Origin of the sequence: uncultured Veillonella sp. (genome assembly GCF_900545795.1) — a bacterium.
Taxonomy (GTDB): Bacteria; Bacillota; Negativicutes; order Veillonellales; family Veillonellaceae; genus Veillonella_A.
The window spans coordinates 87,575-101,706 of sequence record NZ_URAR01000003.1 but is presented as its reverse complement, the minus strand read 5'-3'; the positions used below and the strand labels follow the sequence as shown (position 1 = coordinate 101,706).

The window sequence follows — 14,132 nt, the reverse complement described above, 5'->3', positions numbered from 1 at the left end:
TTATGAGTAACGAATTATCTTTTGCAGTAGGGAATCAACTTCCAGTAGAAGTACAGGGGGAAATTAGTCAAAGAATTGATGAGATTATTAATGCACATAAAGATAATAGACAAGAGTTAAATCGACTCACATTTGAAAGTGTTGCAGCGTTAACTACTGCAGATGAAGCTACGGCAGAATTAAATAATAAGGGCTTTTTTAAGCGTATTATTGGAGAATTTACAGGAAGTAATCAAAAGACACAAAATCTTATTAATGAACAGCGATCTATTGTGCAGTATGCGGCCAAACAGTCTTTAAAAGCATTGGTTGAACAAAATATGCTATCTTTTGATTTAATTGAAGCGGTTAAAACAAAGTTAAATACATTAACATTAAAAGTAGATAATGAAATTGAGAATATTTATAAAGGGTTAAAAGAATATTTAAATTATAACCAAAGTCAAATTGTTCAATTAGAGCAGCGCTTGAATCGCATTGAACGCAGAACTGATATTTTATCTTGGAAAGCTTCGATAGGATATTTACAATTAGGAACAAAAAAATATAATGAATTAGATGAAATTAGTAAACTTGTTTGTATAGTCCGTGATTTTTATGACATAACAAAAGGGGATTGGAAGTCTCCAGAGCTATTAATATTAATGTCAACTATGGAAACATTAGGAATTAATCCTAACGCTCCAATCAATTATTCTAAAGTCATAGAGGCAGTTTCATATGATCCGTTATTACAACAAAAATTATTTGACAATAAGTCTTTAAATATGATTGAAGTGCCAGATTATTTGTCAGCCTTTACATTGTTACAAAAGACTGTTGCTTTACAAGAAGATGAAAGTGATGTAGTTGATACTATTACGGATATGATAGAAGAAAATAACCTTTCTGTTGATCGTAAGGCTATTATTAATAAAATGGCTAAAAACTATCTAGCTAAGGTAGCAATGGCAGATTTAAATGTAGAGCTCCCAAGTTTTAAGATATTAGTAGATTTGCTATTTAATCTTCATAATATTCATGATGCAAGTAACAACAATAGAGTGGAAGTGATTGAGAAAGCGAACTATAATGAACCAATGATGAGCCCCAAAAAGTTTGATTTTAAAAATATGGAATCTAAAAAAATAAAATCCTTTAAATTAAATACTGATGGGACACAAAATTTGATTCAAAAGAAACGATGTTTACCAGGAATATTGCCTAACGTACATATAGCGACATTGGGTGCAGTAGATCATGGAAAATCTACATTAGCTGCGGCTATTACAGCTATATTGTCTAGAGATGGAAAATGTAAGTACTATAGTGTTGAGGAAATTAATGATACAACAATATATAAATCTGATATAGGGCGGATAAAGTATTCACAAATAGTTTATGAAACAGATGATAATCGTTATACACATTTTGATTTTCCAACGCATTATGATTATTTAAAGTGTTTAATTTCATCGCAATTTAAATTAGATGGTGCTATCTTGGTTGTTTCAACTGGAGATGGTCCTATGAGACAAACAAAAGAGCAAATTTCTTTTGCGCAAAAATTGGGGATTCCAATATTGGCAGTATTTTTGAGTAAAACTGAATTAACCGATGTTGAAGAATTAAAAGAGTTAGTAGAAATGGAGATTAGAGACCTTTTAAATGATTATGGATTTTTAGGTGATGAAATTCCTATTATAAGTGGGTCTGCATTAATGGCGCTAGAAGGAGACGATGAGAGTGAGGAAGTAATTAGATATTTATTGGAATGTGTAGACTATGCTATTTCACAAAAACCGGTAGAAAACGAATCTTTTTATATGGAAATAGAAAATGTCTCTATTGAGGATGAGCAATTAGTTCTAGGAGGTGAAGTTATTAGAGGTGAAATATATGAAGGAGATACAATTGAAGTAGTTGGAGAAGAGCCTTTTTCAAAAGAGGTAGATATTATTGGAATGCGTTCGCTTAAAAAGTTGGGGAATGAAGCTTTAGAAGAGATAAATGGGGCTGATTTAACTTCTAGTAAACTTTATAAGTATCAGGCGGGTGAATTTTATAAATATGAGGATTGTAATTATGCATCAGTAGGTAGTTATATTAATATATTGATTGATAAAGAAAGTATGCCAGAGCTTTACTATGGTCAAGTTCTAGTTGAGCCGCAATCAATAACTTCTACAGTATCATTTGGGGCAGAGGTTTATGTATTATCTGTAGAAGATGGGGGGAGTACAACTGCACTTTTTAACAATTCTCGACCGAATTTTCTTTTTCATGGTGTTGAAGTTAATGGTGTAGTCACTTTACAAGATAATGAGGAGCTATGTTTATCTGGAGACTTTGTAACTTTGCATGTTGAGTTGTCGTACCCTGTTGCACTAGAGACAGGAATGGTTTTTTCGATTATAGAAAATGGGAAAAAAGTTGGAATAGGAACTGTTACAGAGGTGTGCGAATAAAAGGTAAAAGCATCGTAGCTAATTATAACGCCATTCATAAAGAACGCAGATGATAGTAGAGCTTTTCGTGTAAGGCGTTCTAGGTATATTATGAATTATTCATTTTCATAATAAGCCTTTTCCTGTAATAAAAAATGATAAGTAAGTTAGAAGTGTATTAGAAGCGATGCTATTGTTAAAACGGAGGACATGATTATGAGTAACGAATTATCTTTTGTAGCTGGAAACCAACTTCCAGTAGAAGTACAGGGGAAAATTAGTCATAAAATTGATGAGATTATTAATGCACATAAAGATAATAGACAAGAGTTAAATCGACTCACATTTGAAAGTGTTGCAGCGTTAACTACTGCAGATGAAGCTACGGCAGAATTAAATAATAAGGGCTTTTTTAAGCGTATTATTGGAGAATTTACAGGAAGTAATCAAAAGACACAAAATCTTATTAATGAACAGCGATCTATTGTGCAGTATGCGGCCAAACAGTCTTTAAAAGCATTGGTTGAACAAAATATGCTATCTTTTGATTTAATTGAAGCGGTTAAAACAAAGTTAAATACATTAACATTAAAAGTAGATAATGAAATTGAGAATATTTATAAAGGGTTAAAAGAATATTTAAATTATAACCAAAGTCAAATTGTTCAATTAGAGCAGCGCTTGAATCGCATTGAACGCAGAACTGATATTTTATCTTGGAAAGCTTCGATAGGATATTTACAATTAGGAACAAAAAAATATAATGAATTAGATGAAATTAGTAAACTTGTTTGTATAGTCCGTGATTTTTATGACATAACAAAAGGGGATTGGAAGTCTCCAGAGCTATTAATATTAATGTCAACTATGGAAACATTAGGAATTAATCCTAACGCTCCAATCAATTATTCTAAAGTCATAGAGGCAGTTTCATATGATCCGTTATTACAACAAAAATTATTTGACAATAAGTCTTTAAATATGATTGAAGTGCCAGATTATTTGTCAGCCTTTACATTGTTACAAAAGACTGTTGCTTTACAAGAAGATGAAAGTGATGTAGTTGATACTATTACGGATATGATAGAAGAAAATAACCTTTCTGTTGATCGTAAGGCTATTATTAATAAAATGGCTAAAAACTATCTAGCTAAGGTAGCAATGGCAGATTTAAATGTAGAGCTTCCAAGTTTTAATATTTTTATAGATTTGCTGTTTAATCTTCATAATATTCATGCTGCAAGTAAGAACAATGGCGTAGAAGTTGTTAATAAAGAGATAAGCTCTGAGTTTGAAAGTAGTGCAACAAGAAGCCTTGATTCAACAGAAGTGTTGCCTATGGTACATATAGCTACATTGGGACACGAAGGGCATGGTAAATCTACATTGACATCTGCTATTACGGCTTTGTTATCGAAAACCGGCAGAAGTAAATATTATAGGGTTAAGGAAATCAATGATGCGCCAAGATATAAAACTAATATAGGGGGAGTCAATTATTCACAAGTAGTTTATGAAACGGATACGTATCGATATACACATTTTGATAGTCCCACTCATGATGATTATGTACGATGCCTAATTTCATCACAGTTTAAGTTAGATGGTGCTATTTTGGTTATATCAGCTGCTGATGGTCCAATGGCACAGACAAGGGAACATATCCTGTTGGCGCATCAATTTGGGATTTCTTCATTGGTAGTATTTTTAAGTAAAACTGATTTAGTCGATGATGAAGAATTATGTGATTTAGTAGAAATGGAGATTAGCGACCTTTTAAGTACTTATGGGTTCCCAGGCGATGAAATCCCTATTATAAGAGGTTCCGCTCTAAAAGCATTAGAGGGCGATCTTTCTAACACTAAAAAAATTCAGGAATTATTGGATACAATGATTCCGCACATTAAGCCACATACTCTTGATAAGGAGCCATTTTATATGGAAATAGAAGATATAAGGAGTGATGACAATAATAAAGTAGTATTGAGTGGCGAGATTATTAGGGGTAAAATATATAATGGTGATACTCTTGAGTTAGTTGGTGTAAATAAAAGTGTACAAAAAATTGATGTTGTAGGACTAAGTTCTGGAGGTAATGAATGCCATAAAGCTCATGTTGGAAGTAATATTAGCATATTAATTGATAGTCATCCAAATCTTCATTATGGACAAGTATTAGCTGCACCGGGGTCAATTACTAATGCAACTTCATTTGAAGCCGAGGTGTATGTAATAAAGTCAGAAGAAGGAGGGCGTCAGATTCCTTTTTTTGATAATTATAGACCGAATATTTCTCTCCATGGTGTAGAAGTTAGTAGTGTAGTGACTTTACCAGATAATGTAGAGATTTGTTTCCCTGGTGATGTTGTAACTTTGTACATTGAGTTATCATACCCTATTGCACTAGAGCAAGGCATGGTATTTTCAATGATACAAGATGGTCGTAAAGTTGGTATAGGATCTGTTGCAAAGGTATATTAATAGTGGAGGGCAGACATGAAATTTTTGTTATGAATTTGATCAATGCCTACATAGGAATATTTATAGTAAGGCTGCATAATAAATAACTGAACAAATCATTTTTTAGATAAAGCTTTTTGAAAACTTTGGTCTCTTAAAACTTTTAAATTGACGCCCCAAACAAATATGCTATAATATACATACTCACAAAGAGTAGGTAACTACAAGATATAGTGACTACTGAAATAATCTATTAATAATAACTACAATAATTAGTGTATGCTTACTAGATTTTAGTAGTTGGACTATTGAATTGTGTTGCTTTTAGTAAGAACATTAGAATTTCTTCAATTTATAGGCTTATTTATTTGACAAAGCCTATATAGATAGCTATAATATTATAGTCGAGGTAAAATTATGAAACTGCAAGTAGAGCAAGCAAAAGAACACATAGGAAAATTATTTCCTTTTAAATTTACTGAGCCAGCCACGGTGCTTGGTGAGGTAACTGCTTTTCCTTGGAGCCATCATGATATAACCATTAGTGGTGATTTTCGTTACGATGGACAGAATTTCATTGTCAATGGCACGGTCCATACGCAAGGGGATTATGATTGTACGCGTTGTTTAGCGCTGGTGCAACATGAGGAGACGATTCCTTTTAGCGAAACTTTCGGAGTCTTGAAGGACTGGGAAGATGAAGAGGCAAGTGAGGTAGTTCCATTTGATGGTGAGACCATTGACTTAACGGAAGTCATTCGGGAAACATTAATCATCAATGAGCCCTCTCAAGTGTTATGTCAGGAAGATTGCAAAGGATTGTGCGTTCATTGCGGAGCAAACAAAAATGTTTCACCTTGTTCTTGTGAATCCTTTGTGGTGGATCCTCGATTGGCAGTGCTTCGTACACTGCTCGATGAAAAAGATGATGATTAATTTGTCCCAGTGATTATGTTAAGGAGGTGCAGATAATGGCAGTACCAAAGCGTAGATTGTCTAAATGTCGTCGCGACCGTCGTCGTGCGAACTGGAAGTTAACTGTTCCAGGTTATGTATCTTGTCCGCAATGCCACGAACCTATGATGCCTCATCGGGTTTGCCCTACATGCGGTCATTATAAAGGAACTCAAGTAGTTAACAAAGTAGCTGAATAAGACCTGCTGAGCTAGCTGATAGCTCTACTATAAAAGCGTGGATATCCAAGGGATGTCCACGCTTTTGTCGTTTTTAGGTTTTTATCAAATTCCGATGTATTTCATTGACTATGCACTTATTGAAAAGACATTCACCGTAACTACTTCATGTATTTTAGTATAAAAAATAGGCGCTAAGAACAGGCAATATGCTTTTTCTTTAGCGCCTAAAATTAAATTTCTTTAGTTTATTATACATGGAACTCTTTACTCAATGTATAGCATCTGATATAGTTAAATTACTAGATGGGTGGAGCTGAGTATCCAGTGCTGAACCCCTATCACTAGTTGGCGGTCGGCGATACTGCTACAGGCGGCCTTTTTATTTTTATAATCATATAGAGCTTATTTTAACACGCCCGTTGCTCTGAAAAATTTTTCATACGCAGCGGCTTTTTTATCTAAGCTTAAAGGATAAGCCCGTGATGTGGAAGGTAATCTTGTGAGTTGAATATAGCGTTCGCCAAATTGGAGCTCGATGGTTTCTCCAGTTTTAGGTAATTTAGGTTTATTATTGGACAATTCGATGAGCACTTCTGTTGCTTTACCGCCGGTGGTGCCAATATATTGGCAGTTTGGCATTTGATGTAACACTTCCTCGATGTGAACTGGATCAACAACGGTTAAGAAGGCATCGGATGCATTGCCCCGTTCGCGAATGGCTTTCCAGACTGTAGGGCATGAAGCAATGCCTCGTTCACTGAGAAACGCTTTGATTTTGTCAGCATCAAAGGCTTTTTCTTCGCCTTTTCTAAAATGTTCTTTATCGCCAAAGAACACTAGGCCATAGACACGCCACATATCATTTTGAAAGTTTGGATAATGGAATTGCATGGCTCTCTTATCAGCTGCTGGTGGAAAGGTTCCCATGCACATTACTGTTGCCTTTGGTGGCAGTAATGGTGGAAAGGGAAGTGATTCAATGGGCCGTGAAGTAGATTCTGTATTTAAGTCATTGTTAGTTGTATTAGATTGTATAGTATGATTTTGTTTAGACATAATAAAACCCCTCTTTGTTATACTTTGAGATCTTGCTTGGGCAAGAATAACTCATCTATAAGTATAGCATATAAGAGGGGCTTTTCTGTTGCTAAAGCTACGTTTGGAGCTTGATTAGTAGATAAAGTTTTAGTTTTGTTAGTACATACGCTTTGAATGTTCTACTAGTCGAGATTTAAGTTTTGCTACTAATTGTGTTATTAGTTTAGTTAGTCACTAAGCCTTAGGTTTTGTTAGTTCTTTCACAATCCAGTCAATCATGGCGTTGTTGACAACTTCGCCTTGGTAGCCATGCGGTGCTTCAGAGTTTGATACATATTCATTATTAATACGGTTGCTTAATAACGCTTGACGGAATCGCTCGCTTTGGGCGATTGGTACTAATGTATCTTTACCGCCATGGGCAATAAAGAATGGTGGTGTAGTTGGTGATACATGGTTAATAGGGCTTCCAGCAAGAGCTAGCTCTACATAGGGCCAATAAGGTGAACTTGTATCTTGTGTTTCGTAGAGATGGCGTAATACACCAACACCTTGACCCTCTTGGTCAAAGCCAAGTAGAACAGATTCTTTAGCGCTTGGTGAATCATGGGTAAGTGCGGCTTCTTCAGGCGCTTGTAGGGTTGGCGACATTTCTGGTCCCATAGTGAGCAAGTCAGTTGGACCATAATAATCCACTGCTGCTATAACTTCGCTAGAGACCTCTAGATTGCCGCCTACAGTGCCTTCAAAATTAGGATTATTATTTGTTGTAGCAGCAAGGGCGGCTAAATGGGCGCCAGCAGAGGTGCCGCTAATTGCAATGCGGTTTGGATTGATATTATAATCTTGTGCATGAGCTCTTAAATAGCGAATAGCGCCTTTTACATCATAAATTTGAGCAGGATAGGCAGCTTCGTCACTTAATCGGTATTCAATGGAGGCGAGGGCAATGCCACGAGGTATGACCTGTTTAAATACTTCTAAAGACGAGCGATTGTCGGCGGCCATAAGGGAATTTTGAGTTGTGTTATTTTGCGTTGAGTGATTAGTCGCATTATGAGTTGGTACTGCTGAGTTAGTAGACTTGCTAGTTTGGTTAGCAGTTAATGGGTCTGCATAGGTTCCCTTCGCCCAGGCGCCACCATGAACAAAGATAAGCAATGGCACGGGGCTTTTGGTATCTTTTGGCATATATAAATTGAAATGCAAGTTTTTGGCTTGCTCAGTTTTAGTTGTGACTTGGCCAAAGACTACATCCTGGTAGGTTGGTAAAATGGCTTCTTGTTGTTTTGTTGTTGCATTTGTATTTGTTTTCATAGTTGAATTTGACGTTGATACAATAGATTGTGAAATAGACATAGTCTGTTTTGTGCTAGAAGGGGATGAAAAATTAGCCTTTGTAGTTGTAATAGTGGCTAAGTTATTAGATTTGGATGGGGTGGTAAAGTTTACGCTGCTATTAAAATTGGCATCATTTAGTTGTGTAGTTGTGCTTACCGAATTGGCTAAGGCGCCGCTAGTAAATACGGCACTGCATAGACAGGATAAAACAGCTAGTTTTTGAAAACGATTCAATGCAAAAACCTCCTTGCATTACATATACTTGAGACTATAGTTATGATTAAGGTCTTGAAACGATAGATCTATTGATAAGATAATCTGTTTAAGATTTTATGTAGCATCTATTTAAGCTTTTATTTTATATAGGTTTTACTTAAGTTTTTATATAGAATCTATTTCAGACCTTATACCGTATATTATAAACGGATAATTTTAATTGGGCAAAACGCATAAAGAAACTCTTGCATTTCACGTTTATTCTGACAGAAGAATACAAATCTAATTAAAGTTAAAGTATATTGCATATATAAAAAGCCCCCTCTAGTAGGTACTAGAGGGGGCTTTTTGTAAGTTTCTTTTACATCAGATTAACTTGGACCACGTGGCCACTGTCAAAGCTGATGGCTTTGGGGGAAGTTTGTTTTATATCAGATTAACTCAGTCAACTTCACCAGGGTATATTTGTAGTTATTGGACTTTAGCTGTATCACGCTTGCTTTAGAGTGACTCAGTCTATTTCACTGTAGTATGTTTATATCTATTTGGCTTTGGTTATATCATGCTTACTTTAGATTAACTGTTACTATATTACTTGATGTGATGCATCTCAATATACTTAGCCACAGCCTGCATAAGGGTTTCTAAATTCATACCGGTGCGGTCAGCTGCTTTTTGTAAAGTCGCCTTTTTCGCCATAATTTTCCCAAAGGTTGTATTTAGCATGCTAAAAGAGCTATTGATTTGAGGCATGTGTTGACGAAGCCCCTCTACTTGGTCGAAGAGTTCAAAAAGCTTTGTATCCGGTGTGAGGGTAATACCCTTTACTGTGAGCGTATTCGTGTTGTTGATTCCTTGTGAAATATTGTTACTTTGTTGCTCAGTGTTGTTATGTTGGGTACTGCTTTCTTTGCTATTCATTTCTGTTGTAGAATCTTTTGTAGTGTTGAGAGCTTCTGTTTCAGTGGCTTCATCACTGCTAACAGAATTGCTTGTGTCGCCATGTACTTCATTGTCCCAGGTGAGTAATGTGCGTGATCCTTCAAGGCTGCGAATGCGCGTGCAATCCTGCATCATTTCTAGCACGCCTTTGAAAGTGCCTTGTTCATCGCGTACGGCAGTGTAAAGAATGTAAATGAAAGCTTCTGGTTTATTAATCCAAAATTCAGCTTTATCTTGCTCGCCGGAGCGGAATTTTTCAATAATTTCCTCTACTAAATGGACGCTTTTAGCTGGATGGCAATTGCGCACTTCACGGCCAATGACATTGGCACTGCGAGGGAAAATGCGATGCTTTGTATCGCTGTAGAACTTAACAAGCTCGTTTTCATCTACATAGGACAAATCTACTGGCATGTGTTGGAAGAGTAAATTGATGCGGTTTAATGAGAGTTTACCTGTAGCCACATCGAGGTCGGCATCGCGGTCTATAAGTAAGGTCCCGTTAGCAGTACTTGCTTTGGCGTGTACTTGTGCAGCTGAGCCCGAATTTGCTAGACCTGATTGGTTGTCACTTAAGTTCGTGCTAGTAGGATTAATATTGTATTTGCCGAGTAAGGCTGCTAATTCCGAAATAAAGTTTGCTTCTTGTGATGCTTGAGGAGCTGTAGTGTTAATTGTGCCTCCATTTACTGTGTTCCTATTAATTTCGTCTCCGCTTACTGCATTCTCGTTTGTGGTCTCCCTATTAGATGCTAAGGCATGTGTTGTTTGGGTGTGAGTCGCCGCAGGCGCTTCATAAAATGGTGGTGGAGTAATGAGTGCAAAGCCGATTTCGTGGTCGCCGCGGCTCATATATACAAAGTCTTCTTCAGAGCAAAGCTTTATAGCTGTTGGGAAGAGGACTTCTTGTTCTTTATCACAAAGGTCGCGGAAGGCGTCAATCATCTTAGGCTGTAAGGCTAAGAACTCATCCACTTGATCTGCCTGTAAGAGTCGCACACTTTCCTTGAGTAAATCGCGCACTTTATCATCAAAGGTCCACATGATTTTAGTAGGGCGGTCAAAGCCATATTTCTCTAAGGCTGGATATAATTGATTTTGTTTTCTCGACAAGTGTAAGAACCATTGAGTAAGCTCGTCGTATAGGCCTAACCAAGGATTTTTGATGAAGTGTTTCGCAGTGAGTAATTCATCAGCTTGCTCCATTCGTTGTAGTCCAGCTTTGATTTCCTCTACATAAACCCAAAGTGGATGATACATAGGATAGTCATTTTCAGAGCGCACTAAAATGCCATCAAACAATTCTAAGAGATCATCCATTCGATGTGTAATTTCCTCATCAGTGTAGCTACCTTTTAACTGCTGTTCGCCATAGGCAAATTCATCTGGCGTGCAAGTGCCAATATGTTCTTTTAATAATTGGCGTGCCGCTTCTAGTGTTAGTTCGCCACTTAAGTATTTATCCTTAATATCAATCATTGTTTCTAAACGTACATCGTTTTCTAAACCTAAGGTTGATTTCATCGTAGCCATAGTAAATGTCCCTTTCTGCATTACCATTTTGCATTAAATAGTTATAATATATAGGAAAAAAGATTTAGTATATACATATAATAGTGGTATAATAGAGTGATGCTTGAGTAGGCATCCTTAGTGTGAAGGCAAGTGCTGTAAAATGACCACTAAGTATTGTGTTATGTGTATGCTTTTATTATAATTAAGTTGAAAATAGTTTTCAGTAGCTATAGCTACAAGTTTTATTCGTTTAAAATATTGTGTGTAGTTTGGTTTTTAAGCTTTGAAATCTTCATAAGATAGCAGTAATAATGACATGGTCATAATGTCAAAGTAATTATAATACAAGTAGTAAAAAATTAATTAAATACAATATGTAGTAGTTTATAGTAAAATTTTAATATATTTACTTGCAATAATTGACTTGGTAGCATATAATTGTAATGAAGTATTATTACTTGGTCATAAAAGGTGGTACCATGAGTCGGATAAAGAAACAAGAGCGACAGCAGTTATTGCGAGAAAAACTGAATACAACGCCTTTCCTTACCGATGAGGAGCTGGCCATCTTTTTTAATGTCAGCGTTCCTACCATTCGCTTAGATCGGTTAGAGCTAGGGATCCCTGAGTTACGTGAGCGCATTAAAGCTAGAGCTGAGGGAAACGCACATGAGGCAAATGACCATGACCACATTGAAGTGGTTGGGGAGTTAATTGACTTGACAGTGGGACAGCAAGGTCTTAGCATATTACGTACAACAAGTGATATGACTGATTGTGCTGGTTATGTTGAGCCTCAGTATTTATATGCTCAAGCAGATTCGTTGGCGAAAGCTGTACTTGGTGAGCCAGCTGCCCTTGCGGGAGTGGGTAATATTAAGTATAAGAATCCTGTAAAAGCAAATTGTAACTTGGTGGCCAAAGCATCAGTTATGCGCCAACGAGGTGAAAAGCATTTCATCTGGGTTACAATCAAGGATAAAGTAAATGAAGTCTTTCGGGCTAAATTTATAATGGAGCCCATTGAGGATAGGATGTAGGTATATGAAAATTGCAATAGATGCTATGGGTGGCGATTTTGCTCCTTTAGAAATGGTTCTAGGGGCAATTGACGCTGCAAAAGCATTTCCACATATGGAAATAGTATTAGTAGGTGACGAACAACAAATTCGTGATGTACTAGTAGAACAAGGACAAGAAAATAACCCACAATTGACAATTCATCATGCCAGTGAAGTGATTGGCATGTGTGAGCATCCAGGCACAGCTGTGCGCAAGAAAAAAGATGCGTCAATTTTAGTTGCTACTCGTCTAGTTCGCGAAAAAGTGTGTGATGCAGTTATTGCACCAGGTAGTACTGGAGCAGCTGTAGCAGCTGCTTTGTTTGGACTTGGACGAATCAAAGGCATTGATAGACCTATGATTGCAACGCCTATACCAACAGCAACTGGCGTAACAGTTATGATGGACTCTGGTGCCAATGTAAATTGCAAGGCAAAACATTTGGTGCAAGGGGCTATTATGGGTTATAACTATGCTCGCTTGATGTTTGGTAAAGAACATCCTAGCATAGGCCTTCTCAATGTAGGTGAAGAAAATACTAAGGGCAATGAGCTATGTTTGGCTACATACCCTTTATTAGAACAATTAAAAACAATTCCTTTTTACGGCAATGTAGAAGGGCGTGACATTCCTAAGGGCACGGTTGATGTAGTGCTTTGCGATGGCTTCGTAGGGAATGTAGTCCTTAAATTTGCTGAAGGTCTTGTTGGTGCTGTGACTCAATTATTAAAAGACGGCATTAAAAATGGTGGCATATTTGCTAAACTAGGGGCTATGATGATTTACCCTGTTGTTAAGAAAGTGCGCCATCGCTTAGACCATACTGAAAATGGAGGCGCTCCATTGCTTGGTGTAAATGGTGTATTCCTAATTTCTCATGGCAGTTCTAAAGCAAAAGAAATTTTTACAGCCATTAAAATTGCCGGAGAATTAGTTGATCGTAAGATTATTGAAAACATTCAACATAGTATTGAAGAAGAAGGAGCAATAAAATATGACGATGTGGACTAAGCCAGTCGGAATAGTCGGAACTGGTAGCTTTTTACCAGATAATATTGTGACTAACGCGGATTTAGAGAAAATCGTTGATACTAGCGATCAATGGATTCGCGAGCGTACTGGTATTGAAGAAAGACGCATTGCCCCAGAAGGTATGAATGCTTCTGATATGGCTACAGAGGCAGCAAAACGTGCTTTAGAAGTGGCTAATTTAACCGCTGAAGACATTGATTGCATTATTGTAGCTACATTAACTGGCGACATGAGCATTCCTTCTACAGCCTGTTTAGTACAAGCTAATTTAGGTGCTAAACGAGCAGCTGCTTATGATTTAGGCGCTGCGTGCTCTGGTTTTGTGTATGGACTTATCACAGCTGGTAGCTATGTTAATTCCAATATTTTTAAAAATGTGCTAGTTATCGGCGTAGAGGTATTATCTCGCGTACTTAACTGGCAAGACCGAAGTACTTGTGTGCTTTTCGGTGATGGAGCTAGTGCAGCTATCGTGTCCACCGTAGCAGAAGGTTATGGCATGCTTGGCATGGACATGGGCGCTGATGGTACCGGGGGAATGAGCTTGTGCATTCCATCCAGTGGTACTGCTATGGTTCCTAATGATAAACGCGTTGAAGAAGGCCTCACCTATATTCATATGGATGGAGCCGAAGTATATAAATTTGCAGTAAAGACTATGGGACGTACCGTATTAACGGCTTTAGATCATGCGGGCTTAGAACTCTCTGACTTAGATTGTTTTATTCCACATCAAGCGAATACACGAATTATTGACTCTGCTGCACACCGATTAAAATTGCCTAGTGATAAAGTATTTGTGAATTTACCAAAGTATGGTAATACATCGGCCGCTTCTGTAGGCATAGCTCTTGATGAAGCATTGCGTTCAGGGTTTATAAAACGAGATGACATTGTAGCCTTTGCAGGTTTTGGTGCCGGATTGACTTGGGCTGGCTTGGTAATGAAATGGTACTAAGGAGGA

Annotated in this window: 10 protein-coding genes; 7 read left to right on the top strand and 3 right to left on the bottom strand. The window is 37.1% G+C overall.

Annotated elements, in window-relative coordinates; genetic code table 11:
* The first annotated feature begins 2 nt into the window (after positions 1-2).
* The 4 genes from QZR90_RS02690 (at position 3) to rpmF (ending at position 6,040) form a co-directional block, all read left to right on the top strand.
* Positions 3-2,447, top strand: a complete 2,445-nt coding sequence (locus QZR90_RS02690) for a GTP-binding protein (protein ID WP_295788487.1) — start codon at positions 3-5, stop codon at positions 2,445-2,447.
* 195 nt (positions 2,448-2,642) lie between these two features.
* Entirely contained in the window at positions 2,643-4,907 is a 2,265-nt protein-coding gene (locus QZR90_RS02685) for a GTP-binding protein (protein WP_295788484.1), read from the top strand.
* A 396-nt stretch (positions 4,908-5,303) separates the two neighbouring features.
* On the top strand, positions 5,304-5,822 hold the full coding sequence (locus QZR90_RS02680; RefSeq protein ID WP_295788480.1) for a DUF177 domain-containing protein: 519 nt from the start codon (positions 5,304-5,306) through the stop codon (positions 5,820-5,822).
* Positions 5,823-5,857: 35 nt separating this feature from the next.
* The gene (gene rpmF, locus QZR90_RS02675) at positions 5,858-6,040 is read left to right on the top strand and encodes a 50S ribosomal protein L32 (protein WP_295788478.1); all 183 of its coding nucleotides are present in this window, start codon (positions 5,858-5,860) and stop codon (positions 6,038-6,040) included.
* 384 nt (positions 6,041-6,424) lie between these two features.
* On the opposite strand, the gene QZR90_RS02670 is transcribed toward rpmF, so the two are convergent.
* From QZR90_RS02670 to QZR90_RS02660, 3 genes are all read right to left on the bottom strand, one after another.
* Complete coding sequence (locus QZR90_RS02670) at positions 6,425-6,955, bottom strand: DNA glycosylase (protein WP_295788580.1); 531 nt, start codon at positions 6,953-6,955, stop codon at positions 6,425-6,427.
* Positions 6,956-7,294: 339 nt separating this feature from the next.
* Positions 7,295-8,635 carry an alpha/beta hydrolase gene (locus QZR90_RS02665; RefSeq protein ID WP_295788474.1) on the bottom strand — a complete coding sequence of 447 codons (1,341 nt, stop codon included), beginning with the start codon at positions 8,633-8,635 and terminating at the stop codon, positions 7,295-7,297.
* A gap of 573 nt (positions 8,636-9,208) precedes the next feature.
* Positions 9,209-11,092, bottom strand: a complete 1,884-nt coding sequence (locus QZR90_RS02660; RefSeq protein ID WP_295788471.1) for a DUF438 domain-containing protein — start codon at positions 11,090-11,092, stop codon at positions 9,209-9,211.
* Between the two features lie 461 nt (positions 11,093-11,553).
* Here QZR90_RS02660 and fapR point away from each other — a divergent pair, with 461 nt between their 5' ends.
* From fapR to QZR90_RS02645, 3 genes are read left to right on the top strand one after another with little or no spacing between them, the layout of a single operon-like run.
* A complete protein-coding gene (gene fapR, locus QZR90_RS02655; RefSeq protein WP_295788468.1) occupies positions 11,554-12,114 on the top strand; it encodes a transcription factor FapR in 561 nt (186 codons plus the stop codon).
* A gap of 4 nt (positions 12,115-12,118) precedes the next feature.
* Positions 12,119-13,147 (top strand): phosphate acyltransferase PlsX, encoded by a 1,029-nt coding sequence (gene plsX / locus QZR90_RS02650; protein ID WP_295788465.1) that lies wholly within the window; start codon positions 12,119-12,121, stop codon positions 13,145-13,147.
* Entirely contained in the window at positions 13,131-14,126 is a 996-nt protein-coding gene (locus QZR90_RS02645; RefSeq protein WP_295788461.1) for a beta-ketoacyl-ACP synthase III, read from the top strand. The genes plsX and QZR90_RS02645 overlap by 17 nt, the downstream gene beginning before the upstream one ends.
* Positions 14,127-14,132 lie beyond the last annotated feature (6 nt).